Origin of the sequence: Streptomyces malaysiensis subsp. malaysiensis, from assembly GCF_040653035.1 — a bacterium.
Lineage (GTDB): Bacteria > Actinomycetota > Actinomycetes > Streptomycetales > Streptomycetaceae > Streptomyces > Streptomyces malaysiensis.
Genome location: NZ_JBEZNG010000007.1, coordinates 212,399 through 238,847, shown reverse-complemented (window position 1 = coordinate 238,847; position 26,449 = coordinate 212,399). Strand labels below are relative to the sequence as shown.

General features: G+C 73.3%; 19 protein-coding genes. 17 read left to right on the top strand and 2 right to left on the bottom strand.

Annotated elements, in window-relative coordinates; genetic code table 11:
• Position 1: 1 nt before the first annotated feature.
• Genes AB0E24_RS17040 through AB0E24_RS16960 form a run of 17 tightly spaced genes read left to right on the top strand, consistent with a single transcriptional unit; the run spans position 2 to position 20,532 of the window.
• Complete coding sequence (locus tag AB0E24_RS17040; protein ID WP_359377803.1) at positions 2–1,495, top strand: phage tail sheath family protein; 1,494 nt, start codon at positions 2–4, stop codon at positions 1,493–1,495.
• Positions 1,492–2,010 (top strand): phage tail protein, encoded by a 519-nt coding sequence (locus AB0E24_RS17035; protein WP_069860738.1) that lies wholly within the window; start codon positions 1,492–1,494, stop codon positions 2,008–2,010. Before AB0E24_RS17040 ends, AB0E24_RS17035 begins: the two co-directional genes overlap by 4 nt.
• Before the next feature lie 14 nt (positions 2,011–2,024).
• Positions 2,025–2,198 (top strand): putative phage tail protein, encoded by a 174-nt coding sequence (locus AB0E24_RS17030; RefSeq protein ID WP_237288168.1) that lies wholly within the window; start codon positions 2,025–2,027, stop codon positions 2,196–2,198.
• Positions 2,198–2,869, top strand: coding sequence for a CIS tube protein (locus tag AB0E24_RS17025; RefSeq protein WP_359377800.1), 672 nt, complete (start codon positions 2,198–2,200; stop codon positions 2,867–2,869). The genes AB0E24_RS17030 and AB0E24_RS17025 overlap by 1 nt, the downstream gene beginning before the upstream one ends.
• 10 nt (positions 2,870–2,879) lie before the next feature.
• Entirely contained in the window at positions 2,880–4,061 is a 1,182-nt protein-coding gene (locus AB0E24_RS17020; protein ID WP_069860741.1) for a phage late control D family protein, read from the top strand.
• Positions 4,062–4,063: 2 nt separating this feature from the next.
• Positions 4,064–4,759 (top strand): phage baseplate assembly protein V, encoded by a 696-nt coding sequence (locus AB0E24_RS17015; protein ID WP_202543553.1) that lies wholly within the window; start codon positions 4,064–4,066, stop codon positions 4,757–4,759.
• Positions 4,756–5,169: a GPW/gp25 family protein gene (locus tag AB0E24_RS17010; RefSeq protein WP_069860743.1), complete on the top strand. Its 414-nt coding sequence runs from the start codon at positions 4,756–4,758 to the stop codon at positions 5,167–5,169. The genes AB0E24_RS17015 and AB0E24_RS17010 overlap by 4 nt, the downstream gene beginning before the upstream one ends.
• Positions 5,166–7,115 carry a putative baseplate assembly protein gene (locus AB0E24_RS17005; RefSeq protein ID WP_359377795.1) on the top strand — a complete coding sequence of 650 codons (1,950 nt, stop codon included), beginning with the start codon at positions 5,166–5,168 and terminating at the stop codon, positions 7,113–7,115. Before AB0E24_RS17010 ends, AB0E24_RS17005 begins: the two co-directional genes overlap by 4 nt.
• Complete coding sequence (locus tag AB0E24_RS17000) at positions 7,112–9,163, top strand: putative baseplate assembly protein (protein WP_359377792.1); 2,052 nt, start codon at positions 7,112–7,114, stop codon at positions 9,161–9,163. The genes AB0E24_RS17005 and AB0E24_RS17000 overlap by 4 nt, the downstream gene beginning before the upstream one ends.
• On the top strand, positions 9,160–11,181 hold the full coding sequence (locus AB0E24_RS16995; RefSeq protein ID WP_359377789.1) for a phage tail protein I: 2,022 nt from the start codon (positions 9,160–9,162) through the stop codon (positions 11,179–11,181). Before AB0E24_RS17000 ends, AB0E24_RS16995 begins: the two co-directional genes overlap by 4 nt.
• 12 nt (positions 11,182–11,193) lie before the next feature.
• A complete protein-coding gene (locus tag AB0E24_RS16990; RefSeq protein ID WP_359377787.1) occupies positions 11,194–12,450 on the top strand; it encodes a hypothetical protein in 1,257 nt (418 codons plus the stop codon).
• A 2-nt stretch (positions 12,451–12,452) separates the two neighbouring features.
• Positions 12,453–14,561 carry a hypothetical protein gene (locus AB0E24_RS16985; RefSeq protein ID WP_359377784.1) on the top strand — a complete coding sequence of 703 codons (2,109 nt, stop codon included), beginning with the start codon at positions 12,453–12,455 and terminating at the stop codon, positions 14,559–14,561.
• The gene (locus AB0E24_RS16980; protein WP_359377781.1) at positions 14,558–15,694 is read left to right on the top strand and encodes a hypothetical protein; all 1,137 of its coding nucleotides are present in this window, start codon (positions 14,558–14,560) and stop codon (positions 15,692–15,694) included. The genes AB0E24_RS16985 and AB0E24_RS16980 overlap by 4 nt, the downstream gene beginning before the upstream one ends.
• 2 nt (positions 15,695–15,696) lie before the next feature.
• Positions 15,697–16,227 carry a hypothetical protein gene (locus tag AB0E24_RS16975; RefSeq protein ID WP_102936374.1) on the top strand — a complete coding sequence of 177 codons (531 nt, stop codon included), beginning with the start codon at positions 15,697–15,699 and terminating at the stop codon, positions 16,225–16,227.
• Entirely contained in the window at positions 16,224–18,131 is a 1,908-nt protein-coding gene (locus AB0E24_RS16970) for an amino acid adenylation domain-containing protein (RefSeq protein ID WP_359377778.1), read from the top strand. The genes AB0E24_RS16975 and AB0E24_RS16970 overlap by 4 nt, the downstream gene beginning before the upstream one ends.
• 5 nt (positions 18,132–18,136) lie before the next feature.
• Positions 18,137–20,239, top strand: coding sequence for an ATP-binding protein (locus AB0E24_RS16965; RefSeq protein WP_359377776.1), 2,103 nt, complete (start codon positions 18,137–18,139; stop codon positions 20,237–20,239).
• A 5-nt stretch (positions 20,240–20,244) separates the two neighbouring features.
• The gene (locus AB0E24_RS16960; RefSeq protein ID WP_079260202.1) at positions 20,245–20,532 is read left to right on the top strand and encodes a hypothetical protein; all 288 of its coding nucleotides are present in this window, start codon (positions 20,245–20,247) and stop codon (positions 20,530–20,532) included.
• Here AB0E24_RS16960 and AB0E24_RS16955 read toward each other — a convergent pair.
• Together AB0E24_RS16955 and AB0E24_RS16950 are read right to left on the bottom strand one after the other, a co-directional pair.
• Positions 20,511–21,176: a hypothetical protein gene (locus tag AB0E24_RS16955; protein WP_102936372.1), complete on the bottom strand. Its 666-nt coding sequence runs from the start codon at positions 21,174–21,176 to the stop codon at positions 20,511–20,513. The genes AB0E24_RS16960 and AB0E24_RS16955 overlap by 22 nt on opposite strands.
• A complete protein-coding gene (locus tag AB0E24_RS16950; protein ID WP_359377773.1) occupies positions 21,173–25,711 on the bottom strand; it encodes a hypothetical protein in 4,539 nt (1,512 codons plus the stop codon). Before AB0E24_RS16950 ends, AB0E24_RS16955 begins: the two co-directional genes overlap by 4 nt.
• Between the last annotated feature and the right edge of the window lie 738 nt (positions 25,712–26,449).

The window sequence follows — 26,449 nt, the reverse complement described above, 5'->3', positions numbered from 1 at the left end:
TATGGCAGGCGAAGCGCTCCCCGGGGTATCCCTCGCGTTCGCGCCGCGCGGCTCCGGCACCGAGCCGCTGCGCACCGACGTGGCGGCGTTCCTGGGCCGGCTCCGCCGCGGCCCGGTCGGCACTCCCGTCCGCGTGGAGAGCTGGAACGACGTCGTGGGCGCCTTCGGGCCGCCGGAGGGCGCCTTCGCCACCCCGTACGCACTGCGCGGCTTCTTCGAGAACGGCGGCCGCACCGCCTGGGTGCTCCGGGTGTCCGGGCCGGCCACCACGGCCCGGACGGCGTGGACCGTCGGGCCGCTGAGCGGATGGGAGGCCACGGGCTACCAAGTCGTCGCCACCAGCCCCGGAGCCTGGGCCAACGGCGGGCGCGTCGCCATCCGTTACCAGGCCAGCACCGTCGCGGGACCGCCCACCGTGGGCGTCCGGGTCATGATGCCCGGCGAGCCGCCCGAGACCTTTTCCGGGCTGCCGCTCACCGGTTTGGCCGACCGGCTGACCGGATCCCGCTACATCCGGCTGATCCCGGACGGGCCGCCACCGCCACCGGGTCGGCCCGGCCCGATCTCGCTGTCCTGGGACCTGACGCTCACGGGCGGCGCCGACGCGGCGCCCACCCGCGGCGCGTACACGGACGCCGTGACCGTACAGGCCGAACTGCCCGAACCCGCGCTGGTGGCGCTGCCGGACCTGGGCGCGGATCTGTCCGGTGCCACGCACACCGATGTGGTGCTCGAACTGCTGCGGAGCGTCGAGCCGTTGCACGACCGGCTTGTCGTTCTGGACGTGCCGCCCGGGCTGGCCTCCGTGGACCAGGCGGTCGACTGGGTGGACTCCCTGGCGGCCACCGGCGACAGCGGGCTGCTCGGCTGCGCCGCCGTCCACCACCCGCCGCTGCGCACCCCCGACGGACAGGACGTGCGCACCGTCCCGGCGTCCGGGCACGTCCTGGGCGTCATCGCGCGCCTCGACGGCGAGCGCGGGGCGCACCACACACCCGCGGGCGCCGTGATCCTGGAGGCGGTCGACCTGGCCGCCGAGTACCCGGAGCCGCAGCAGGTCCGGCTGTTCGACGCGGGGCTGAACCTGATCCGGTGCACCCGCGGGCGGGGGCTGATGGTGTGGGGCGGGCGCACCCTGTCCGCCGATCCGCGCACCCGCTACATCGCGCACCGCCGGCTGGTCCATCTGCTGGTGCGCGCGATCCGGCGGGCGGCGAGCCCGCTGGTGTTCGACGTCAACTCGGCCGAGCTGCGGCTGACGTTGGTACGGGCGCTGACCTCCGTACTGCTCTCGGCCTTCCGGGCCGGGGCGCTCGCCGGAGCCCGGCCCGAGCAGGCGTTCCGGGTGGTGTGCGACGACACGAACAACCCGCCCGAGCAGGACCCGGGGCAGCTGGTCTGTGAGATCGAGGTCGCCCCGGCAGTGCCCATGGAGTTCATCCGGCTGCGTCTCGTACTCGGCCAGGACCGAGGTCTGGAGGTGATCGAGGCATGAGCCTGGATCCGCTGCCCAAGTATCGCTTCCTGGTCACCCTCGACCCCGGCGACGCGTATCTCCCGGCCGCGCAGGCGCTGCTGCTGCCGCTGGCCGCCTCCGGCGCGTTCCAGGAGGTCACCGGGCTCGGCGCACAACTCGAAGTGACGAGCTACCCGGAGGGCGGCCGCAACGACTCGGTCCACCAACTGCCGCTGCGCCACTCATGGAACCGGATCACGCTCAAGCGTGGGGTGGTGCGCGACCCGGGGCTGTGGTCCTGGTACCAGGCCGGGCTCGCCGACTCCCTGGGCGCCCGCCGCGACGGCGCGGTGATCGTGCTCGGCCCGGACGGGGTGCCCGGCGCGGCATGGGCCTTCCATGGCGGGCTCGCCGCCAAGTGGAGCGGCCCGGACCTGCACGGGGAGCAGAACGCGATCGCCATCGAATCGCTGGAGATCGCGCACGAGGGGCTCACGAAGGTCCTGCAAGACGCCGCGGCGAGCGCCTTGCCGCGCCAGATCCAAGGGAGGTGACCGAGGTGCCGAAGGTGACCATTCACCACCTCGAGGTCCGGTTCCAGGTGGACGGCGACGACGGCGCCGTGTTCACCCGTCTGTTCAACAAGCACATCCAGGCGTGGGCGAAGTTGTACGAGGACCAGTGCGCACGAGCCAAACAGACGCGGAGCGAGCGGAGTTTCGGCGACGGGGAGGGGCACTGATGAGCGTGACGCCCGTTTCCTTTGCCCGGCAAGGCGCCGCCCGGGCCCGGCTGGAGATCGTGCGGCCGGTGATCGCCGATGAGCGGCGGCGGCGGATCCCGCTGCGGTTCAACCCCACCGACTACAAGCTGAGCAAGAGCAACACCTTCGCCGAGATCACCATCCCCGGCCTGGAGACACCGCCCCTCCAGTACGTACGCGGCGGCACGGAGACCCTCACCGTCCAGGCGCTGGTGGACACCTCCGACACCCTGGAGAACGTACGGAAGGTCTACGTCGACGCGGTGCGCGATCTGCTGCGGCCCGACAGCCGGGAACACACGCCCCCGGTGGTCCGGTTCGTCTGGGACGAGGAGGTCTTCACCGGAGTCGTGGAGAAGCTGGACGTCAACTACCAGCTCTTCCAGCCGGACGGTGTGCCGTTGCGGGCCATGCTGGACCTCTCGCTCAAGGAGTTCCGCACGGCCGCCGCGCAGGTCGCCGGGACACCGCGCTCCTCTCCCACGGTGGAGAAGAGCTATGTGGTGCGCCGTGGCGACACGCTCAGCTCCATCTCCGCCGCGCTGTACCGGCGGCCCGACGCCTGGCGGGAGCTGGCGCGCGCCAACGGCATCGGCGACCCGCGGGACCTGCGACCGGGCCGGGTGCTGACCGTGCCCCGGCTGTCGTGAGGAGCGCGCGATGAGCACTCCCGCGCCCGAGGTCGCCTCGCCCGACCGGTACGCGCCCGAGTTCGATGTGCGCATCGAGGGCCTGGAGATGGACCCGTCCACCAAGAACGACATCATCGACATCAAGGTGAACCGGGATATCGATGAGATGTCCGGCTTCGATCTCACCCTGAACAACTGGGACGATGCGAACCTGCGGTTCAAGCACAGCGATTCGCCGCGGTTCCGGCTCGGTGGCCGGGTCTCGGTCCGGCTCGGCTACGCCGACGAGCTGCTCACCGTCGCCACCGGGACCATCTCCACGCTCAGCCCCAAGTTCACCGATGGCGCTTCGCCCACCGTCCAGGTCAGCGGCGTGGACGGGCTGCTGCGGCTCAAGGACCGCAAGCCCACCGAGAACGAGGTCAAGATCTACCGCGATCTGCCCGACTGGCGCATCGCCGAGCAGATCGCCCAGCGCAACCATCTGCGCATCCAGGTCACCAGGGAGGGGCCCACCCATGACCGGGTGGTGCAGAAGAACCAGGACGACGCCACATTCCTGCTGGAGCGGGCCAAGCGGCTCGACTTCGACTGCTACATCCTGCCGGACCCCACGACCGGCGAGGACACGCTGTACTTCATCAAGCCGACCGATGGCCGCGACGGCCGCCCGATCCGGTTGTACCGGCTGGCGTACGCACCGGGGCTGAGCACCGGTCCCACCGCCCAGCCCGAGGGGCTGGTCCCCAACCTGATCGAGTTCACCCCGACGCTGACCGTCTCCCAGCAGGTCAGCAAGGTCACCGTGCGCGGCTGGGACCCCCGTACCAAACAGCCGATCGCGTTCACCGCGACCGCCGAGAACCTGCCGGCCGGGGAGAACACGGCCGATGGGCAGAGCGGACCGCAGGCCGCCGAGTCCACCTTGCAGGGCCGCCAGGAGGTCGTGGTGGACGCCCCGGTCGGCAGCGACCAGGAGGCCCGCGAACTGGCGATCAGCCTGTTGCGCGAGCGTGCCTACGAGTTCATCACCGCGACCGGCAAGGTGGCGGGCCTGCCCGAACTGCGGCCCGGCGACAACCTGGAGATCTACGGCCTCGGCCGCCGCTTCTCGGGCACCTACTTCGTCAAACGGGTCGAGCACACCCTCAACACCAGTGGTTTCTTCACCCAGTTCACCGCACGGCGGATCCACCAGGGGGCCCAGTGACCATGAGGGGCACACCACGCGCCCGCTCCACCGACAAGCGTTACTACGGCGTCGTCGAGGCGCTCGTGGTGGAGAACGAGGGTGATGACGAAGGCCAGGTCAAGCTGAAGTTCCCGTGGTTCGACGACACCACGGTCACCGACTGGGTCCGGGTCGGCCAGCTGTACGCGGGAGGTGGCTACGGCTCGGTGTTCGTCCCCGAGAAGGGCGATGAGGTGCTCGTCGCCTTCGTCCACGGGGACATGCGGTACCCGATCGTGCTGGGCGGCCTCTACAACGGCGAGGACAAGCCGCCAACCGCCCGCACCGAAGGCCGCGACCAGAAGATGATCCGGACCCGGCACGGCCATGAAGTGCTTCTGGACGACACCCGGTCCAAGGCCGCCGTACGGATCACCTCCGCCGCCGGGCATGTGGTGGAGCTGGACGACCAGGGCAAGGCGATCCGGATCACCGCGGCCGAGGGCGGCAGCGTCACCGTGACCGCGCAGGGCGACATCACCCTCAAGGCGCCGAAGGTGACGGTCGAATCCCCCTCCATCGACCTCGGCGGCGGCGCCACCGAACCGCTGGTGCTCGGCAACGCGCTGCTCCAGGCGTTCAACGCCCACACCCACCCCTCCGCCGCCGGGCCCACCGGCCCGCCGACCCCGCCGCTCACCCCCGCCGTGCTGGCGAAGAAGGCGAGGACGGCATGAGCGAGGAGTTCCTCGGAACCGGCTGGCGGTTCCCGATCCTGCCCGACGCGTCCGGCCGGCTCGGCTACGCCGTCGGCGAGGAGAGCATCGAGCACTGTCTGCGGGCGCTGCTGCTCACCGCCACCGGCGAGCGGGTCATGCGGCCCGAACTGGGCACCCGCGCCCAGGAGTTGCTGTTCGCGCCCGGCAGTGTGCAGAACCTGCGCGATCTGGAGCGGTCGATCGCAACCGCCGTCCGTGACCATGAGCCGCGGGTGGAACTGGAAGAGGTCCGCGCGGAGGCCGACCCCGCCGACGAGTCGCGGATCACCGTCTCGGTCGTCTACCGCATCCGGCGCAGCAACACCAAGGCCAACCTGGTGTTCCCGTTCTACACCGGACTCACGGGCCTCACCGGGGGCACCCCATGACCCTGCCCGCGCCGAAGCTGGACGACCTCACCTGGGCCGACATGATGGCGGCCGTTCGCCGCCGGATCCCCGCCGAGTCCGACGGCATCTGGACGCTGCACGCGCCCGTCGACCCCGGTGTCACCCTCCTCGAACTCTTCGCCTACCTCCTCGAACAGCGGCTGTACTGGCTCGACCAGGTGCCGGACGCGCTCGTGGCCGCCGTACTGCGGCTGCTCGGCCTCGAACCGCCGCGCCCCGCCCGCCCGGCCGCCACCGTGCTGCGCCTCGCCGCCCGGCAGGAGGGCACCGCCCTGCCCGTGGTCCCCGCCGGGACGGCGCTGACCCGCGACCCCACCGGGCAGATCGTCTTCACCCTCGATGACGACGTGGCCGTCCTCCCGCTCGCCGAGGGCGGTGAGGTCACCGTGTGGACCGACCGCGACCGCACGGCGGATCTGCGGGCCCGGCGCGGTATCGCGCTGCTGGCGAGCGACGGCGCCCCGGCGCGGGTCCGGTTCACCCTGCCGCTCACCGGGGAGCATCCCGCGCCCGGCCCGATCGGCCTGCTCGTCGAGTTGGACGCGCCCGCCGCGTCCGTGCCGTCGTGGCTGCCCGGGGCGGTCCCCGACGTACCGCCGCCCGCCGAGCTGACCTGGTCCTGGTTCCGGCCTGGCACGGACCTCTCCGGGGGGTTCGAGAGGGTCGAGGACGGTACGGGCGGGCTCAGACGGCCCGGTGTCGTCCGGCTGCACCCGCCGGCCGGCTGGACCACGCGCGATGCCGGACTGCTGGTGACGACCCCGGCCGCCACCTACGCGGCCCCACCCCGTCTGCTCCAGCTCGCCGTCAATGTGTCCGCCGCGCACCACCGCCAGCACCGCACCGCGACCGGCGCCGACCTGCGGGAGCAGATCGACGCCTGGCTCAGGCTGCCCGGCCAGCACCTCGTCCTGCCGGACGCCGCCGGCCGCCTCCTGGAGGCGACCGTGCGCCTGGCGGGCCAGGAGTGGCGGCCGGCACCGGACTTCACCTTCGGCGCACCGGCCGACCGGCTCTTCGTGCTCGACCGGGCCGAGGGCGCGCTGGTGTTCGGCGACGGACTCACCGGGCGCGTCCCCCACCCGGACCCGGACGCTCACATCACGTACGCGACCGGCGGCGGCCGGGGCGGCAACGGCGGCATGACCGGCAACTGGCTGCCGCCCGCGGACCGTCCGGCCCCGCCCGGAGCGGTCTCGGCCGCCAACCTCGTACGGGCCGAAGGCGGTGCGGACCCGGAGACCATCACCGAGGCGCGCCGGCGCGCGGCCGCGTCCCTGGGGGAGGTGACCCGCGCGGTCACCGCGGACGACTACGCCACCCTGGTCCGTACGGTCCCGGGCGTCGCCATCGCCCGCGCCCACCCGGCCGTCGGCGCGCACCCCGGCTTCCCGTGCTCCACGGTGCCCGGCGCGGTGACCGTCCACATCGTCCCGGCCGCGCCCCGGGACGACCTCGCCCGCGAGGACTTCGTCGCCGCGCCGCTGCCCGACCCCGGCATGCTGCGCGCGGCCGCCGCCCGCCTCGAACAGACGCGGCTGCTCACCTCCGAGGTCTTCGTCCGCCCGCCCCGCTACCGCGAGGTGGCGCTGCGCGTGGCCCTGTCGGGCGACCCGGCCGACCGCACCCGGGTGTCCACCGTGCTCACCGCCGCGCTGCGCCGCTTCCTCGATCCGCTCGTGGGCGGGGAGGACCAGGACGGCTGGCCGTTCGGGCAGCCGCTGCGGCCCTCGGCCCTGCTGCGGGCCGCGCAGCGGGCGCTGGGCGATCTCGCGGACATCGCCGCCGTGGCGATCGGCCTCGACGGGGCCGACCCGACCGAGGAGTGCGACGAGGTGCCCCTCGGCGCGGGGGAGCTCCCCGTCCTGCGGACGGTCCACACCCGGATCGTGCCCGCCGTCGAACCGGGGGAGGGGCTGGCATGACCGGCGAGGTGTGGTGGGAGAAGGACGCGCGGGAGCGGGAGCGGGAGGACGGGCGGATCGTGCCCGGCCCCGGACCGACCGGCGTTCAGCCCGAGCTGGTCGAGGCGACCCGCGAGGCCGTCCGCGCCGATGTACGCGGCCGGATCGCGGGCTACACCCCGGACTGGACCGACCCCGACCGGCAGGACGCGGGCGTCGCCCTCGTCCGCCTCTTCGGCACCCAGGCCGAACCCGTGCTCGGCCGCGTCAACCGGCTGCCGGAGAAGGTCCTGGCCGAACATCTGTCGACGGCGGGGGTGCGCCGGCGCCCGGCCGGGGCGGCGGCGACACTCCTGGAGTTCACCGTCAACCCGCCGGACGGCGCCTCCGTGCTCGTCCCCGTCGGGTTCCAGAGCGCCGCCTCCACCCCCGCCGGGCAGATCGTCTACGAGACCGACCAGGATCTGTACGCCACCCCGGCCACCCTCGCCGACCTCGCCGTCCAGGAGGCCGGAACGCTCCAGGCCCTGCCGCTGGGACCGGCCGGGCCCAGCCGTCCCTTCGAGCCCTTCGGCCGGGACCCGCGGCCCGGCAACGCGCTGTGGATCGGGCTCGCCGGGCCGGCCGCCCCCTACCCGCGGCTGTCGCTGGGCTTCGTGGTCGTCGCCGCTCCACCCGCCCCCGCGGCCTCCGGCGGCACGGTGCCCCTGCCGCTGCCGCCCGCGCCGCTGCTGCGCTGGGACGTGCTGGACGGCACCCGGCTCGTCCCCGCCGAGCTGATGCGGGACTCCACGGCCGGGTTCGGCGCCGGTGGGACCGTCGAGCTGAGGGTTCCGCGCTCATGGGAGCCGGGCAGCCCTTCCGGCACCCGGCCCCGGCTGCGCTGGCTGCGCCTGCGGATCGCCCACGGCGCCTTCGCCGGACCCGCTCCCGTGCTGTCCGGGCTGCGGCTGAACGTGGTCGCCGCCACCGCCGCCCGCACCATCCGGGACGAGCCGCTCCAGCCCGTCCAGGACCCCACGACCGGCGGACGGCGGCACATGAAGCTCAGTCAGGTGCCCATCCTGGCCGGATCGGTGGTCATCGAGGTCGACGACGACACCGGCGGCGATGTCTTCGGCACCACGGCCGGAACCGCGTCCCGGTGGCGCGAGGTGGAGAGCCTGGCCGGCTACGGCGCCGAGGACCGGGTGTTCACCGTGGACCACGAAAGCGGCGAGGTGACCTTCGGGGACGGCGTCAGCGGCGCGGCCGTTCCGCCCGGCTTCCGCAACGTCCGCGCCGTGCGCTACCGCGTGGGCGGCGGCAGCGCCGGAGCTGTGGCGGCGGGCGCGGTGAACGGGGTGGTGACCGCGCTGCCGTTCGTCACCCGCGTGGCCAACCCCTTCCCGGCCTCCGGCGGCACGGACGCCGAGCCCGACGCGGATGCCATGCGCCGCGGCGCGGGGGAACTGCGGGCCCGCGGCCGCGCCGTGGCCCCCGCCGACTACGGGCAGCTCGCCACCCGCGCACCCGGCGCGTCGGTGGCCCGCGCCCGGGGCGTGCCCGGTCTGCACCCCGACTTCGCCGGGGCGCCGATCCCCGGCGTCGTGGGAGTCCTCGTCGTACCACCCGTACCGCCGGGCGACGCCCCGGACGAACCGCCGGTCCCCACCGCCGCGACCCTGAAGGCCGTCGCCGACTTCCTGTCCCGCGAAGCCGCCCCCGCCGGAGTCACCGTGGTCGCCGCCCCCGCGCCGTACCGCCGTGTCGCGGTGGAGTCCTGGGTGGCCCTCGACCCGGACCTCGACCGGGCCGCCGTCCTGGCCCGGGCCGGGGACGCGGTGCGCACCTATCTGGATCCGCTGCGCGGCGGGGAGGACGGCGCGGGCTGGCCGTTCGGCGGCGCGCTGCGCCATACGGCGCTGGTCCGGCGGCTGCTGGCGGTCGACGGGGTGCTGGCCGTCACCCGGCTCTCGCTCACCGTCGACGGAGTGCGCCGCCCGCCCTGCACCGACCACGCCCTCCCGCCCCACACCCTCGTCTGGCCGGAGCGCCCGCTGCTGATCCCGGTAGGAGACCGGCCATGACGTGCTCACCGCACCCCGCGACCTTCCGGCTCCTCGACGCCTACGTCGGCTGGGACCGGCAGGAGGCGTACGGCATCGTCGGCTTCGACGCCCCGGCCGGCCTCCGGCTCGCCCACCGCGGGGCCGACCAGGAAGGCCCCACCAGGGACCGGCTGCTGCCGTGGTTCCCCGACCCGCGCCTCGCGCCCGGATGCGGGCCGTGCGGCTGGTATCTGCTCGTCCCCGGCGAGCGGCGGCTGCTGCGCCGCGACGGGTGCGGCGGTGCCTTCACCCCACTCTGGCCGCCCGACCGCGGCCCCGGCCCGCCGCACCGGCCGGTCTCCGTCGCCGCGCGCGGACACCGGCTGGCCGTGGTGGAGTCCGGCCGGGTCCTGGTGTGGCGCCGAGAGGGCGAGCAGCTCGCCGGAGTGATCCCGGCCGAGCGGCCGCGATGGGCCGCACTGGGCCCCGGCGATGAGGTTCTGGTGGCCTGTCAGGGCAGTACGGATCTGCGGCGGTTCGACTCGACCGGCGGCTGCCGCGGGGTGCTGCGCACCGGCGTGCCCGGCGAGATCATCGGCCTGCGCACCGGACCGGAGCGGACCGTGTGGCTGCTCACCGACGACGGCGGGCGGCTCGGCGTCCACCGGGGCGGTCACGGCCGGCCCTTCCGCCCCGTCATCGCGGACGAACTGGCCGCCGCACTGCCCCCGTCCACGCTCATCTCGGCGGACGGAAACGGGTTCTGCCTGGGCGAGAAGGGCCCGGAGGGCCCCGAGACCAGCTGCTTCACCTGGCAGGGCCGGCCCCGGGACCCCGCGCCACCGGCCACCGACGTCTATGAGACCGACGGGTCGTACCTCACCGCCCTGATCGACAGCGGCATCTCGCGGTGCCGCTGGCACCGCGTGCGCGTGGACGCCGATGTGCCCGCAGGGACGGCGGTCGCCGCCGAGATCGTGGTGAGCGAGGACGGGCGGTACGACGAGAGCGACTGGCAGGTGCCGGCTCCGGGAGCCGCGGACTTCCTTGTCGACCAGCCACCCGGCCGCTTCATCCGGCTGCGGCTGCGGCTGTCGGGCGACGGCGGCTCGACTCCGGTCGTACGCCGGATCCGGCTGGACTTCCCCCGGGTCACCAGCGCCGACCTGCTGCCGCCCGCCTTCCGCGAGGACCCCGCGGCCGATGACTTCACCGAGCGCTTCCTGTCGTTGTTCGACGCCACGCTCGCCCAGCTCGACCGGGTCATCGAGCGGTATCCCTCGCTCCTCGACCCGGCCGGCGTCCCGGACCGGGCGCTGCCATGGCTGGCCGGTCTGCTGGGCCTGTCGTTCGAGGCGGGCTGGGACGCCCGCACCCGGCGCGCGCTGCTGGCCGCCGCCCCGGAGCTCTACCGGCGGCGCGGCACACCGTGGGCGCTGCGCGAGGCGGTGCGCATCGTGTTCGGGGTGACCCCGGTCGTGGACGAGTTGGCGGCGGACCGCCGCTGGGCGTGGCTGCGCCAGGCCGTCGGAGCCTTTGGAACGGAACGCGAACAGGGAGGGGAAGGGGAACAGGGACAGGAGCCGGGGCCGGGGCGGGGGCGGGAGACCGGACCGGGCCAAGGGCTCGGCGCCGTACGGCTGTTCGGCCGGTCGGCGAGCCGCTTCCGGGTCGGCGGCACCGCGCTGGGCGCGGCGCCACTGCGCGCGTTCGGCACGCCGGACAGCGACCCGTTCACCGCGCACGCACACCGGTTCCGGCTGCTGCTGCCCGCCGGATCGGCGGACGAGACCGCGCTGCGACGGCTGGTGGAGCGGCAGGCGCCCGCGCACACGGTGGGGTCGGTACGCACCGGCGGCGCGGGATTCGTGGTCGGTTCGCGGTCCACGGTCGGCGTGGACACCGCGTTCGTTCCGCTGCCGGTGCCCGTACTGGGCGGTGCGCACCCCGTGCGGCTGGGCCGCGACGGGGTGCTGAGGCCGGGACCGAGAGGGTTGCGCCGAGGGGTGGGCGTGGGAGTCGTCTCCGCCGTCGGCATGCATACACAAGTGTCGTGAGAGGACGGGGCGATGACCGGGACAGGACCATCGAGGACCGAGGAGTTCGACGCGCCACCACTGCGCCGGCTGCGGTACTTCCACGGCCAGATGCTGGGCGCACGGGACTTCCAGCGAGAACAGGAGTACCACCGCGAGAAGTTGAGACTGCGCATGCGCTGTCTGCTCGGCTACGGCGTGGTGTGCGGCCTGCATGTGGAACCGGTGAGACGGGACGAGGACGACTGTCCGCCGGCCGACGCCATCGAAGGGCCCGCGCGGCCAGGAGAGAGCGCGGAGGAGGGCGGTACCGAGCCGGAGCGCACCCGGCGCGGGGCCAAGGTGCGGATCACTCCCGGGCTCGCCGTGGACTGCGAGGGCAACGAGGTCGTGGTGCGGGGCGGCTGCGAGATCGACCTGTGGAAGGCGCTGCCCCGGCACGAACGGGACACCGACACCGTCTGGGTCGGCGTCGAGTACGCCGAGCGGCCCGTCGAGCCCACCCGCGCCGTCTACAACGACGGCTGCGCGGACACCTCCGACTGTGAGTTCGGCTGGACCGAGGAGTGCTACACGGTCCGGGTCACCGGCTGCGAACCGCCCGAGGACGAGCGCTGTGACACCTGCTGCTCCCCTTGCGAGCACACGGTGCTCTGGCTGGCCAGGATCGACCGCGTGGACTGGTACGAGCCGGTGCGCCGCGATCGGATCCATATGAACGTGCGCCGTCCGTTCGGCCGCCATCTGCCCACGGTGATCACGGGTATCAACTGGATCCACGGACACACCTACACCATCGACGAGGCCAAGGACCTTCTCGGCACCCTGGACGAGGACGGCGGGCTCGTGGTGCGGTTCTCCGCCGACGTACGCGCCGACACGCTGCGGCCCGGTGTGGTGGAGATCCAGGTGATCGAGGGCGGCAGCGGCCGCAACGCCTCCACCTGGTACATGGGCGGCGCGTTCGCCGAACCGGACCCCGAATCCGAGGACCGCCACGAGTTCACGCGGCGGTTCCGCTACCGCCAGACCACCCGCGAGACGCTTCAGGACGGCGACCGCGTACTGATCACCGTCCGTGCCGCGTTCCTCCTCGACCGCTGCTGCCGCCCGGTCGACGGCACCCACGTGGGCGGGCGCGTACCGCTCATCCACACCGGTGCGACGGTGTCGGCCGAGCACGGCGAGGAGTGCTGTGACCTCCCGCCCTCTGGCATCGGGCCCTGGACGTCCGGCACCGGAGCGGGCGGGGACGTCTTCGAGAGCTGGTTCTTCGTGAAGGAGCGCTGATCATGCGAACCGACTGCGGATGCGGCTGCGGTGGCGACGCCACCCGGACCTCCGCCTTCGTGCGCCCCCGCTTCTTCGCAGGGCAGCTGCTGACCGAGGACGATCTCAGTCTGTTGGTCGAGTACACGACGGCGAAGGCCAGACTCCACAACCGCTCCCTCTACGGGCCCGGCGTCATCTGCGGCCTCGGCGTCACCTGCGACCCGTGCGGCGGCGGAACCGTGGCGGTCCACCCCGGACACGCGCTGGACTGCGCCGGGAACGACATCGTGGTGCCCTGCACCGAGCGGGTCGACGTACCGGCACTGGTGCGGGAGCGGCGCATCAGCGCCCTCGGCGTGGACTGCGGGGAAAGCGGCTGCGACGACGACGGCGACAGCGGGCGCCGCTACGGGCTCTATGCGCGCTACCGGGAGCTCCCCGTCGAACCGGTGGCGCCGTACGCCACCGAGGAGCCCTGCCCCTCACCGGGATGTGTGCCCTCCAGGATCCAGGAGGGCTTCCAATTCGTCGTCAAGTGCGATGACTTCGAGGACCACCGCCACAACCCCGGCACCCGGCTCCTGACAACCCTCGGCGACCTCACACGCGCCGACCGGGCCCGCACCCGCGACCGGCGGCTCGGGTTCTACACCGACGCCCTGACCGTCGCCTCGCTCGGCACGGGCCGGGCCTTCCGCTTCGACGCCGCCGACGCGCGGCGGTACGCCACCGCCCTCGCCTGGCTGCGCGCGAACGCGGGCGGGGAGGGCCCGCCCGCCCCGCCGACGGTCCGCGAGATGACCGAGCACGTCCGCGCGCTGGCCGCCGCCATCGCCCGGTACGACACCTACGACCCGGCCGGGCAGACCCAGCTCGGGAAGGACTACCCCGACCTCGCCACCGTGCGGGACGCCCGCGGCGTCCTGGGCACCGCGTGCGCGCGGCTCGGCGGCGCCGACATGGAAGCGGCGTGGCCGGACCCGCTGCGCCGTGGCATCGCCCACGCCGTCGTCACCGAGACCGCGGCCCGCGTCGTACCGGAGCGGGGCGACCCGGACGCACCGCTGGAAGTACGCATGCTGGCCCAGGGCACACCGCTCGGACACGCGCTGCGGGTGGAGTTCCGCGCGGATCTCGGTCTGATCCGGGAGTGGCTGCTGTGCCGGCTGGACCAGGCCACCGACCTCGCCGACTGCGCGCTGCGCCAGGACATCGCCGCCGTCGACGTACCGCCGCCGCTGCCCGCACCGCCGCCGGACAGCACCGAGAAGGCGACCGTCGCCGAGGTGCAGCAGATCGCGGAGGCCGCGGCGGCACTGGGCGGCGCGGTGCGCCGGTTCCTGACCGACGCGGCGTGCGCCACGCTCAACCCGCCGTGCGGCGACAGCGCTGACACCGACGTCCTGCTCGCACACCTGGAGCTGGACGGCTGCGATGTCGTCCGGGTCTGCTCGGCCACCCGGGAGCAGGTGCTGCCGGGCGGATCGGCGTACGGCGAGTGGCTGCCCAAGCTCTACCGGCTGCGGGAACTCGCCGAGCGCGTGTGCTGTCAGCCGGTGCCGCGCCACCAGAAGCCGACGCTCCCTTCCGAGGGCCCGGTGGCCCGCCCGTACGCGGACGACCTGCTCGGCGACTGGCCGCGCACCGGGGATCTGGAGGAGATGCTGTCCCTGCTGCTGACCCGCGCACCCGGCGAGACACCGCCCAAGGCACTGCACGAACAGGTCTACACGACCCCCAGCGAAGTCACCGACAGCATGCAGGAGCTCGCCCGGCTCAGGACCCAGGTCGCCGATCTCACCGCCGCGGTCGAGGGGCTGCGCGCCCAACTGGGCAGCGCCCGGACGCAGGTGACCCACCTGGAGGAGCAGGTGCCGGAACGGCTCGGGTCCCGCCTCGCGGAGCTCGAAGGCGCACCGGACCGAGCGGCGGGCCAGGAACCGGAGCGGGACCAGGCCCAGGGCTCCGACCAGGCCCAGGACCAGCCCCAAGACCGGGCCCAGGCCCAGGCCCAGGACCAGCCTTCGGACCAGGCCCAGGCTTCGGACCCCGCGGAGCGGCAGCCCGCCAAGCCCCCGGCCAAGCGCAGCCGGTCGCCCCGGACCCGGAAGCCCGGTGAGACGCCATGACGGGCCCGCTGCGCCCCGCCTTCCACGAAGGCCAGGTGCTGGCCGCCGCGGATCTGTCGGCCACGGTGGAGTACGCGCGCGGCGGGGCCGCCCGGCATGCGCGGCATCTGCACGAGTGGGGCATCGTCGAAGGGCTCGGCCTCGTGACCGAGCCCCGTACCGACCCGCTGACGGGCGTCCGCCATGTCGAGGTGAGCGTCTCGGCGGGGATCGCCGTCGACGGCACGGGCCGCGAGGCGGTCGTCACCGAGCCGGTCGTGCTGCGCGAGAGCGACTTCGAAGAGGTCAACGGCGCCGACCAGCCCACGGACGAGCCCTACCCGGTCTTCCTCACCGCGGCCGACCGGGAACCGGCCCGGACCCCCGGGCCGGTCTCCTGCTCCGGGAGCGCCACCGGGACCCGGGTGGAGGAGTCGTACCAGATCCTCTTCGGGCGCCTCGGCGACGAGCGGCTGGCCACCGAGCAGCGGCCGCCCGCGATCGGCGCCCCACCCGCCGATCCGCCCGCCCGCTGGCTCGTCCTGCTGGGCTATGTCCGCTGGGCGGACGGCCATTTCAGCGGTGTCGAGACCATGGCGCGGGGTGTCGCGGCGCGGTTCGCCGGGGTGCGCGCGGACACCGTATCGGCCCGGTCGGGCGCGCTGACCCTGCGGACGGGCCCGGAGACCCGGGAGGGCGAACCGGCGCTCGTACTGTCCGGCGGCGACACACCGAACCTGGTCTTCGGCCTGTACCAGGGCGGTGGCGCGGTCAGCCCGCTGATGACGGTGGCGGCCAACGGCAACCTCTCGATCGAGGGCAGCTTCGGCGGCCGGATGCCGGCCGGCAGCACGCTGGTGACCTCCGGGACCGCCACCGACGGAATGCTGCTGCCGCTGCCGTCCGGCGTCACCCCGGAACAGGTGGCCGACGGCCGGGTCGTGCTCCATGTCCATCTGACCCCGCACCCGCCGCCGTTGGCGGAGACGGCGCTGTTCAGCGCGGTGGAGACCACGGTGGACGGCGACCGGCGGGTCCGGTGCCGGGTGCGCGTGTACAACCCCGCGGTGAACTGGAAACAGCCCGTCGAACAGCCCGGCGCGGTCGACTTCCTCGTCCTGGCGACGGTCGCGGCGACGAACGGCGGTGGCTGACGATGGCTCTCTCCGTGGTGTACGCCGTGGACACCGGCCATGTCGTGGGCGCGCTGGCCCTGACCGGCGCCGACGCCCCGGTCGATGTGGCCGCGCTCGTCGGACGCGCGCTGCCGCTGCGCGTCTCCCTCGGCGAGGGCCGCACGGCGACCCTTCCGCTGAACGCCAGGGACCTCGCCGTGGCGGCCGTGGACGATGAACCGGCCGCCCTCGCCGATCCGTTGGCCTTCGGGGTCGAGCTGACGGCCGAGGGCAAACCCAAACCGGCGCTGGTGCGCCTCCCGTCGTGGACCGAAGGCATCGCGCTGGCCACGGACGGGCTGACCGTCACCGTGAAGGTGGCCGTGGCCCGTACCACCCCCGTGGTTGTCCTGGTCTCCGACGAGCAGGACACGCATGTGCTCACCGGGGAGATCCCCGCCCAGCAGACCCAGGTGAAACTGCCGGTGACCCTCGTGGCGGACAGCGTGCACGGTGTGCTGGTGCTCGTGGCGGGCTGGGCGGGCCGCCTGGGGAAGGAGAAGGCGACATGAGCGCGCCCACCGCGCCGACCGCCGACGGGACCGACGGAATCGGCGGAATCGGCGGGCTCGGCGACAGCGGTGAGCCCGGTGAGATCACGGTGCACCGGTGCACCGTGACGGTGGTCCGGTGCGGTGGGTGGAGCTGGGGGCCCGAACCACGCGGCCTGGTCCGCCATGTGGTCGATGCCCTGCCGGAGTTGCTGGCGGAGCACTTCGCCGAGCGGCTTGCGGCCGATGGGCCGGATATGGAGATCACCGAGGCGCTGACCGTCACCGTCCGGCCGGGCCGGACCGGCCGTTACGGCTGGTCCGGAGGGGCGTTCGGCGGCGGACCGCCCGTCGAGGTCCACTTCGCGCCGGTGGCGATGGTGGAGGTCCCCGGCGACGCGCCCGCCGACGGCGGCGGGTCGTTCGAGGAGTCCTTCGCGGCGGCGTCGGACCCGTGGACCGCGCCGGGCGCCGCCGCGCTCTTCGCCGAACTCGCCGAGCGCGGCGAACTGGACGCGCTGCTCGCGCTGTTGCCGGACGTCTCGGTGCGGGCGTATCTGCTCGCCCTGCTGGGAGTGGACGACACGGCGGCCGCCCGGCTGCTCGCCGAACTCGTCCGGCGCGTCCTCGCGGGCTCCTCGCCCGCTGGCCCGCACGGCGATGCCGCGCGACCGGGGCCCGCCGAGCCGCTGCCAGAGCCGATGCCCGAGCGGCTGCGCGCCGTGGTCGCGGGCGCCGTCGCGGCCGATCTGCCACGGCTCCTCGCCGACTTCCTGGCCTCGGCGGACCGCGCGGAAGTCGTACGGCTGGCCCGGCCCCCGGCCGATCCGCACGCCCCGAACACCGACGAGCGGCCCGGGGCGGCGGGTGGCAGCGCCGCGGTGGGTATGGCCGCCGGGGCGAGCGCGGCCGCCGGGGCGCGGACCACCGGCGAGGTACAGGTCTGGTCCGCCCTGCCCTTCCTGCTCACCGGGCCACTGGCACGCATCGGCTACCTCGACGCGATCGGGCCCGCCCTGGCCGGTGTCGAACTGGCCCAGGACGCACCGCTGTTCGCGGCGGCCCTCGCATACAAGGTGCTGGGCGAGACCGCACGGGGCTGGCGCCGCGCAGAACGCGACGGCGAGGCCGCGGCCGCCTTCGCCGGTCTTCCGCCTCCCCTCGCCGAGGAGCGGCTGGCCGGCTTCGCCCGCCGGGCGGGCCCCGCCCTTCCGGTCCTCGACGGCGTCCTGGCCCTGGCGGTGTGCCGGGGCCACGACCCCGCGGACCCGCTGCTGCTCACGGGGGCGGACGACGGGCTGCTCCTCATCGACGCCCACGGCATGTTCCCGATCGCCTGGACCCCGGAGGCCACCGCACTGCTGCCGTACTGGCACTCGTGCGGCCGCCCGCCCGTGCTGCTCTGCGACGGGCCCCTGCCGCCCGGCACCCTTCGCGAACTGGCCTCCGCGGGCGTGCCGTTCCTCACCGCCGTACGGCCGCTGCGCGGCGACCCCGTGGCGCGGCTGCCCTGGCGTACGCACCTGTGGGCCGCCGAGGGCGCGGCACCGGACATCCGCCTCGCCGCGGAACTGCCCGCCCACACCCAGCGGTGTACGGCTCTGGTCACCGCCCTGGTCACCGAGCGCCGTGCGGTGCCGCTCGCACGGGACGGCGCTCTGGAGCGCACTGTCACCCTCGCCGCCGCGCTCGGCCTGTCCACGATCGCCTGGACGCTCTGGCGCGACCGCGAGACCCCGGATCCGCTGTCGGCCCTGGCCCGCTTCGCCGACCTGGCGGCCACGGTGCGGTACGAGCGCGCGGCCGTCCGGGTGCGCGTCCCGATGGGACGGCGCCACGCGGACCTCCAGCGCGGCGGCCTGCTCGCCGACGTGCCCGACGTGGTCTGGCTGGGCGGCCGGACCCTGACCTTCTCGGCCGGGTGAGCCATATGGGCGAACCCGCGGTGGAGCATCTGCGGATCCGGCTGGCGGGCCTGCACCGCGCGCTCAGGGCCGCCGTCGAGCGGCAGGCCCGACTCGCCGCCCGGCTCACCAGACCGGACCTCACCCCGTACTGCGTGACCGACGAACAGGTCGATGTGCTGCTCGGCGAGGTGCACGCCTTCGCCGACACGATGGCCGAGCCGTACGCCCCGAGGCAGCCGGAGCCGGAAGCCGAACGCGATCTGAGGCGGCGCGCGTCCGCCGGGGGCACGGCCCTGCCGCTGGACGCGCTCGCCACCCGGTTCGGCCTGACCCGCGCCGAGCAGGACGCCCTGCTCCTGGCCGCCGCGCCCGAACTCGACCGCGGCTATGAGCGGATCTACGCCTACATCGTGGACAACCTGAACCGGCGGCTGCCGAGCGTGGAACTGCTGATCGCCGTGGGCGCGAACAGCGCCGCGGCCCGCCTCGCCCTGCGCCGCTCCCTCGGCCCGGCCGCCCCGCTGCGCCGGTACGGCCTGCTGCGAGAACACGGCGAGGCCGCGGTCGAACTCGCCCAGGAGCTCATCCCCGCCCCCGGGGTGCTGGACTTCCTGCTGGGCTGGGGCGGCGACGTCGGACTGCTCGGCCACGACCCCGGCGAGGTCGCCCCGCCCGAGCCGCGCGTGCTGTCCCCCTATCTCTCCTCCGCACCGCTCACCCGACTGGGCCGCGCGCTGGGCGCGGGCGACCTCGACCTGGCCGGGCTGTGGGGCTGCCCGCCCGACGGCCAGCTCGACGCCGTACAGGCGCTGGCCCGGTCCGCCGGAGCGCCGCTGCGCACCCTCACCGCCGACCCCGAGGCCGATCTGCGGACGGCCGCCGTACTGGGCGCCGTGCTGTGGATCCCCACCGACGATCTGCACGGCGAGCCGCGGCGGCCCACCGCCGACGCGGTGTCCGCCGCGCTGTTGCGCTCGCGCGTACCGGTGTGCCTGACCGGCCTGAAGCCGTGGCGCCCGGCGGGGCTGCTCGCCGCCCGTGCCTACGCCGAACTCACCGTGCCCGTACCGGGGTTCACCGACCGCCGGGCCATGTGGTCGGCCGCGCTCCCGGACCTGAACGGAACCCTCCTCGAAGACCTCGCCGTCCGCTACCGGATGAGCGGCGGCGAACTGCGCGCCGTCGCAGCGGTCGCGGACGCCGGGGCACGCCTGGCCGGCAACGGGCACCCGGAGCCGGTCGCCGCCCATGTCGAGCCCGCCATCGCCACCGTCACCCGCGGCCGCGGCGGCGGCGCCGTCCACTCGATCACACCCCGGCGCACCGTGGCGGACCTGGTCCTGCCCGATGTCCAGTTCCGCCAGATCCTGGAGATCGCTTCGGCCTTCCGCGCCTGGCCCCGGATCGCCGAGAGCTGGGGCTTCGCCCGCCGGTCCGGGCACGGCGGGGTCAAGGCGCTCTTCACCGGGGAGCCCGGCACCGGCAAGACCATGTCCGCCGAGATCGTCACCGGCATGCTCGGCCTGGAACTGCTCAAGGTGGACCTCGCCCAGGTCGTCTCCAAATGGGTGGGCGAGACGGAGAAGAACATGGAGACCGCGTTCCGGCAGGCCGAGGAGAGCCACGCCGTACTGCTCTTCGACGAGGCGGACGCCCTCTTCGGCAAGCGCGGCGAGGTCAAGCACGGCACCGACCGCTACGCCAACCTGGAGGTCGGCTACCTGCTGCAACGCCTGGAGGCCAGCGACGGCCTGGTCATCCTGACCAGCAATCTGAAGGACAACATCGACCCGGCCTTCACCCGGCGCTTCCACTTCGTCGTCCACTTCCCCCGCCCGGCCGCCGCCGAACGCCGCCGGCTGTGGCGCCTCGCCTTTCCCGAGGAGGCCCCCCTCGCCCCCGATGTGGACGTGGACGCCCTGGCCCGCCTGGACATGACGGGCGCCGCCATCGCCGCGGCGGCCCGCACCGCGGCACTGGCGGCGGCGGACGGGGGCGGCGATACGATTGCCATGCGCCATGTCGTACGGGGTGTGGCACGCCAGTTCCAGCGCGAGGCCCGCCTGCTCCGCCCGGCCGAACTGGGCCCGCACGCCCATCTGCTCGACAACGCATCCCAGGGGTGAAGCCGATGCTGCCCACCGAACCGCCGCTCTCCCTCCACCGCCTGCTGGCCCCGGTCCCACCGGCCCGACCGCAGGAAACGGCGGTGGCCACCCATCAGGTCCCCGCCGCGGCCCCGGCGCCGCCCGCGGCGCAGCCGCCGACCGCCGTCGAACGTCTGCTCGCCGGGCAGGACCAGCTGGGCAACGCGGCGGTGGCGGGCGCGGCGGCCCGTACGAGCCCTGTCGTGCCCCAACCGGCGGGCGCGGTGGTGGTGCTGAAGCCGAAGGCCGCTCAGCCGCCAGCGTCCCCCTGACCCTCGGCGAGGCGCTCGGCGACCTGCCGCTGCAACTCCTCTACGCGCTCCAGAGACGCGTACGCCCGGTCCACCTCGTCGTCGTCCACCGAACCGGCGCCCCAGTTCGACGGGGAGCGCAGTTCCTTCTCCAACCGGCGGACGGACGCGGTGTGCTCGGTGTGCAGGACCTCCAGCAGGGAGCCGCCACAGGCCAGGGCGTCCTCGGCGGCGGAGGACTCGAAGAGGCGGAAGACCGTCGAACGGCCCGCGCGCAGCTCGCCGAGCCGGTAGCAGACGATCCGGTCCTCCCGGCCGGGATCGGCGGCGGGAACGCGGACGAGCGGCATCAGGTCGAGGTCCCCGGCCAGGAGCCGCAGTTCGGTGTCGATCAGGCCGTCGGGCTCGGCCGCCGGGCCGCCCCGGTCGGGTGGTACGGCCAGCTGCCAGGGCTGGTTGGTGAAGAGCGCCAGCAGACGCAGCCGCCACAGCCCCCCTTCCGCGATGATGAAGACCTCTTGCGGGAACGCGACGCCATAGCACTGGTGCAGCACCTCGTGCGGGCCGAGCCCCATCCCGTACAGCGCTCGCGCCAGCCGGGCCATCGAGGCGTAGTCGTCGCGTGCGGCTTCGGCGCGCAGTCGGTCGACGGCGTCCGAGGTCATCGCCGGCCTCCTCGGCGGCCTCTGCCTTCGGACGGCTTCTTCGTGACGGCGTCCAGGGCCAGGCTGATGTTCTTCCAGAGCTTGGCGAGCTGGGAAGCGGTCATCGCCGAGATGATCTCCTGGGTCGTCTCATGCGCCTTGTCGACGGCCCGCTGGAACTCGGGGTCCTCTCCCACCGCTTGAAGCCTGTTCAGGGCCTCGACATCGGCGTCGAGCCGCTCCTTGAGCGCTCTGACGGCCGGGCTTCCGCCGGTCAGGCTCGGGTTGTCGGCCATCAGCATGGCGGTGTCCTCGACATAGGAGAAGATCTTGTTCTGAAGAAGGCGCTGGGCCGTCTCGTCCAGTCCTGGGGTGGCGCGGGTGAACTCCCTGGCCAGGGTACGGGCGCTGGCGTTCGACTGCGACTGGATGATGAGCGCGTACATCCGGTGCGCGGTGCGCAGCGTCTCCTCGCCGCCGCGCACGCGCATCTTGCCCTGGGCGGCCCGGCGGACGGCCAGCGGAGTGACGGTGAGGCCCCGGGCCTCGTCGCCGGGGAGCGGGCTCGTGCCGGTGCTGGCGTCGGGTGCGTACGCCACGGAGAAGTCGGTGCCGAATGCCTTCATGAGCGCGTTGCGCATCGCCCGGCCCTCGGCGCCGCGTGCACCGAAGAGCAGGCCCTGGACCTCCAGCAGGGCGAGGCCCCGGGCGTCCTGGAAGATCCCGCTGACGCGGCCCTCCTGATGGTCCCACGCCTTGATGAGCAGGTTCGGCTCCGTCGGGTAGAGCATCTGCGGATACTTCTTGGCGATGCCGACCCGAATGGCCCGGTCCAGCTCGTTGGCCAGCCGCGTCAGCTGTTTCGCGCGGCGGTCGGCCTTCCTGCCCCAGTCGAAGTCGTCGAAGTGGTAGCCGCCGATCGTGAGCAGCGGATGAACCCCCATCTCGGTGAGCACCTTCTCATACGCTCTGAGGACACCCACGCCGCTGATGGCGGCGACGCCGGTGTCGGCGTCCTGGCTCACGATGTGGACCTGCTGGTTCACGTCCTTGAGGATGTTCACCGCCGACTTGGTGTACTCCGAGCGGATCACCTCGTCGCGGAAGATGCCGTAGGGAAGCGCGCCCTTGTCGCGCAGACCCTTCTCGTTGGCCTCGGCCCGCCGCTTGTTGGAGGCTTCGAGCTGCTGGTAGGCCGCGCGTACCTCCTCGATGCCGACCTTGCGATTGCGCTTGCCCTTGACCCATCTGGGGGTCCAGACGAAGCCGAACACCGCCATCAGGAGCTCGGGCTTTCGGCCGACGCTGTTGATGGCGCCCCCGATGGCGTCGCCCTCTTGCGGATTGAGCCGCTCGAAGGAGTTGATGCCGATGACAACGGCGGTTCGCGCCGCCGCCATGTCCTGGGCGTGCAGGGCCCCCGTGCCCTGCCACGCCTTGTCCAGGTAGCGGGTCGCGACCGTGGGGTTCTTGGTGATCTCGCCGGGGATGGCGGCCATGTTGACGACGAAGCCGATCCAGCGGTCGTTCCCCTCGATGGGCTGGTCGATCGGCTGGAGCTGCACGACCGCGTGCGGGTGGCGCTTGATGGGGAACTTCCCCTGGGCCCGGTCGATCCGGTACGGGAAGAGCTCCTTGTACGAGGTGCTCTTGGAGGGGTTGATGGCCACCATCACGGCGTAGGTGTCGGACCCCTTCTTCTTCAGCTCGATCCGGGTCAGGCGGTGGCGTCTCTTGATGGCCGGGAGCCCTTCCCGAATCGACTCCTCCGTGGCTGCTTCCGCGTCGAGCAGGCGCGTCGCCTCGCGTAAGGCCGCGTCCAGGGCGCGCTGGATGTCCTTCCGGGACCGCTTGTCCGGGCGCTTCTTCTTCGGGTCGCCCCTGCGTTTGGGCCCGCGCCGGTCGGGGCGTCGCCGCTGGTCCGGACGCCGCCGTCGGCGCGGGCCGCCCCGCCGCCTCGGGTCCGGGCGGCGCTTCGGCTTCGGTTTCGTCTTGTCGGACTTCGGCTTGATCCTGGACCATAGCTTCTTCACCAGGCCCACGATCTTGTCGATCACCCAGTCCACCGCCCGGTTCACCGGTTTGGCCATCGCCTGGACGATGCCCTTGACCCGGGAGGCGATGCCGCCGACTCCCAGGATCGCGGCGAGGACGCCGAGCAGGACGGGGATGGAGCGGGCCAGGGCCTGTTCGATCAGGCCCGGGACGCCGCCGCTGCCGCCTCCCGCGATCGCGATGACCGCGTCGAGCACGGCGTTCACGAACTCGACGATCTGGCGGGCCCGAGTGACGATGAAGCGCACGATGTCGATGATCAGCTTCACCGCGCGGACGAACGCCGACGCGGGGTTGAGCAGCGAGATCACCCACATGATCCCGGCGACGACGATCGTCGGCGTGACGTAGGCGATGACCTTGTCCAGCAGGTCCTTGCGCAGGTCCCCCACGCGCGTCTTGAGGTCGTCCCACATCCCCGCGACGCCCCGTTTGCGGACCTCCGCGACCAGCGGCACCGCCGTCTCGGCCGCCGAGACCGCCGGTTCCATCTTCGGTACCTTGCGGACGATACGGGCGCGGATCGACTGCCAGGTCAGCCCGAGCAGAGAGGCGAGCATCCGCAGAACGCCCTGGGTGTCGAACCTCGACGGCAGTGCGACGCCCGCCTCGGCCGTCTTGCCCAGCAGCCAGGACAGGATGCCCTGCTGGAGGTGGCGGCCGATGTTCCGCAGGAACTGCCGCAGACCGGCGCCGACGGCCGACACCAGGTTGCGCAGGAAGCCGATCGGGTCCTTGAGGATCAGTATGACCGCCGACGCGGCCTTGGCGAGAACCGACAGCAGCAGCCGCTTCAGCTCCAGGATGGTGTTGATCACGGCCTTGACCGCGTCCACGGCCTTGGCCACCAGGCCCTTGTTCTTCTCCTTCTCCGCCGCGATCTCGTCGTCCACGGACCTCAGCGCGTCGGTGTACTTGGTGGCCAGCGTGTCGACGAGCTGAGTGCCCTTGTCGTCCACGGACTGCGTGAGTTCATCGAACCTGTCGGTGAACTCGGCGGCCGCCTGCTGCCCGATGGACCGCAGATCGGCCGGGAGCCCGCGCACCGCCTCCCGCAACTCGGTCCGGCCCTGGGCGATACGGCGCTTGGCCCGGTTCAGCTCCGCGCCGATGGTGTCGGCGACGTCCGAGATCACCTGACGCATCCGCCGGACGTAGCTGTCGCGGGCCTCCTCGAAGATCTTGTCCGCTTCGGCGGGCAGCCCGGCGAACTTGTCCCGCACCCAGCGCAGTTTGCCCGTCACACCCGAGTACCGGCGGTCCTTGTACTCGTCCATCTTCCGCTGGTGCTCGGCGGTGAACGCGTCCCGCGCCGCCTTCTCACCCCTGCCGAACTGATCGTCGACCAGCTTGTCGAGGCCGTCGAGAATGGCCTCGACGTCCTTCTTCATCGTGTCGAACACCCCTTGCAGGAGCGTCGTCACCTGGGCCCGCTTGTCCTCGTCCCGGCCCTTGGCGCCGGTCTTGCCCGCACCGACCCGCTGCCCGGTCCGCACCCGCTGGGCGCCCATCGCCCCCATGGACGCCGCGCCGAGCCGTCGCGCCCGCGCGGTGGCCGCGTTCAGCTCCTTCTTCTCATGTCCGCGCATCCGGCCGGGGGCTACCGCGGAGTGGCGCTCGGCGGCCTTCTTCTCGTTCAGCGCGCTCTTGAAGGCGGGCTCGTTGGACTTCTTCAGCTGGCCCTCGGTGACCTGCGCGTCCGTCATCCGCCGGTTGAGCTTGTCGGGGCCCGCGGACAGATCGGTGGCGGACGGCGGCAGCTTGTCCGGTACGGCGTTCGCCGGGTCGGGCGTGCCCGGCGTTCCAGGGGGCCGGTCCGGGGCCAGCGGCACGACCTTCTTGGGGACGGCCGCCGAGGTGTCCGGCGGGGCGGCGGTCGTGGTGGCGATCTGCTGGGCGGAGTCCGACGTGCCCTCGCCGACCTTGCCGTGCACTTCCGCGCGTACCTCATCGGCCTTGCCGGAGTCGGCGAACTTGTCCGCCTCGTCCAGGTTCTTCGGTGCCTTCTCGGCGATCGCCTTCTCGACCGCCCTGATGAACGCGTCCTTGTCGAAGTCCTTCGGCTTGGCCTCGTTCATCTTCTCGGCGTTGGCGGTCTTGCCCTGCGCCTCCTCGTCGTCCTTGGGCGGCCGGGCGGCGTCCTGCGCGGCCCCGGCCTCCGCCCTCGGGGGCGGATGCGAGCTCGCGACCGCTCGCTTCTTGCTCCGTACGTCCTTCTTCAGCGTCGTGAACTTCGGATCCGCGTCCGGGCCGGGCCGGGCCTTGGCCTCCGGCGCGGCATCCGGGGCGGGCCGGGACTCGGCCTTCGGCGTGGCGTTCGGGGCGGCCTCCGGGGCGGCGGCTGCGGGCCTCGCCTCCGCACTGTCCACCGGTGCCGGCTCGGGATCGGCCATGGGCGGCCGCCGGGGACCGGGCTCGGTGCGGCGGGCCGCCGCGACCGCGCCGTTGCCGACCGTGTCCTGGCCGGCAGGCGGCGGCCGGGTGGGCGAAGGCGGCAGCACGGCAGGTCCGCGCCCGCCGGACAGGGCGGCCGTCACCGCCGCGTTGGACGGAGGGAACTGGTGCCGTGCGAGGCCGCGCGGCTCTGGCTGATCTTGTGTGCCGCGTACCTCTGGCCGATTCTGTGTGGGGGCGGGTACTGTCTTCGACACCCTGGGCCGCAGCGCGAGAGCCTTCGGCGGTGGCATCGGACGGAACCCCTCCCACGCATGTCGGTGCCGACAGGAACGTGGCGTCCCGCTGACACTTCCCGACGAAGGGTGGCACCACGGGCGTGACGAGGCCGTCACCCCCGTGTTTCCCCTACGTCTCCATGGAGTTGGGGAGCTCGCGGCCCGTGCCGGAGCGGCCTCGTGCCAGACATGATGGCCAACATGTGTGGTTGGAGAGGACGCACCGGGGGAAGAGGGGATGAAGAGTGGTGAGGCCGCGACGCTCGGACGTCGCGCCCGGCGCGGTGGGTTCACCCGCGCGGATGAGGTCAACGGCTCTCGCCCTTGTCTAAGGAAATTCGCAGAGGTTGCCCATGGGGGCCTTTTGGCGCGCTTTAGGGTCGACGGCGAAGCTAGCATCGACATCGAGCCAGCCGGTGTAGCCGCCGACGACCTCGATGCATGGGTTAAAAAATCGATGGAGGAGTCTTGGTCGACGCCCCGCACCCCGCTGTGTCACTGCCCACCAAGCGGAGCTGCCCCTTCGATCCTCCCGATGGCTACACCCCCCTGCGCGAGCAGGAGAGG

Bases quoted from the DNA above. Each gene is read 5' to 3' on its own strand.
- AB0E24_RS16985 (WP_359377784.1), top strand. From the start codon at position 12,453: ATGCGAACCGACTGCGGATGCGGCTGCGGTGGCGACGCCACCCGGACC.
- AB0E24_RS16980 (WP_359377781.1), top strand. From the start codon at position 14,558: ATGACGGGCCCGCTGCGCCCCGCCTTCCACGAAGGCCAGGTGCTGGCC.
- AB0E24_RS17020 (WP_069860741.1), top strand. From the start codon at position 2,880: ATGAGCACTCCCGCGCCCGAGGTCGCCTCGCCCGACCGGTACGCGCCC.
- AB0E24_RS16965 (WP_359377776.1), top strand. From the start codon at position 18,137: ATGGGCGAACCCGCGGTGGAGCATCTGCGGATCCGGCTGGCGGGCCTG.
- AB0E24_RS17040 (WP_359377803.1), top strand. From the start codon at position 2: ATGGCAGGCGAAGCGCTCCCCGGGGTATCCCTCGCGTTCGCGCCGCGC.
- AB0E24_RS17010 (WP_069860743.1), top strand. From the start codon at position 4,756: ATGAGCGAGGAGTTCCTCGGAACCGGCTGGCGGTTCCCGATCCTGCCC.
- AB0E24_RS16975 (WP_102936374.1), top strand. From the start codon at position 15,697: ATGGCTCTCTCCGTGGTGTACGCCGTGGACACCGGCCATGTCGTGGGC.
- AB0E24_RS17000 (WP_359377792.1), top strand. From the start codon at position 7,112: ATGACCGGCGAGGTGTGGTGGGAGAAGGACGCGCGGGAGCGGGAGCGG.
- AB0E24_RS17005 (WP_359377795.1), top strand. From the start codon at position 5,166: ATGACCCTGCCCGCGCCGAAGCTGGACGACCTCACCTGGGCCGACATG.
- AB0E24_RS17015 (WP_202543553.1), top strand. From the start codon at position 4,064: ATGAGGGGCACACCACGCGCCCGCTCCACCGACAAGCGTTACTACGGC.
- AB0E24_RS16970 (WP_359377778.1), top strand. From the start codon at position 16,224: ATGAGCGCGCCCACCGCGCCGACCGCCGACGGGACCGACGGAATCGGC.
- AB0E24_RS16990 (WP_359377787.1), top strand. From the start codon at position 11,194: ATGACCGGGACAGGACCATCGAGGACCGAGGAGTTCGACGCGCCACCA.
- AB0E24_RS16955 (WP_102936372.1), bottom strand. From the start codon at position 21,176: ATGACCTCGGACGCCGTCGACCGACTGCGCGCCGAAGCCGCACGCGAC.
- AB0E24_RS16995 (WP_359377789.1), top strand. From the start codon at position 9,160: ATGACGTGCTCACCGCACCCCGCGACCTTCCGGCTCCTCGACGCCTAC.
- AB0E24_RS17025 (WP_359377800.1), top strand. From the start codon at position 2,198: ATGAGCGTGACGCCCGTTTCCTTTGCCCGGCAAGGCGCCGCCCGGGCC.
- AB0E24_RS17035 (WP_069860738.1), top strand. From the start codon at position 1,492: ATGAGCCTGGATCCGCTGCCCAAGTATCGCTTCCTGGTCACCCTCGAC.
- AB0E24_RS16960 (WP_079260202.1), top strand. From the start codon at position 20,245: ATGCTGCCCACCGAACCGCCGCTCTCCCTCCACCGCCTGCTGGCCCCG.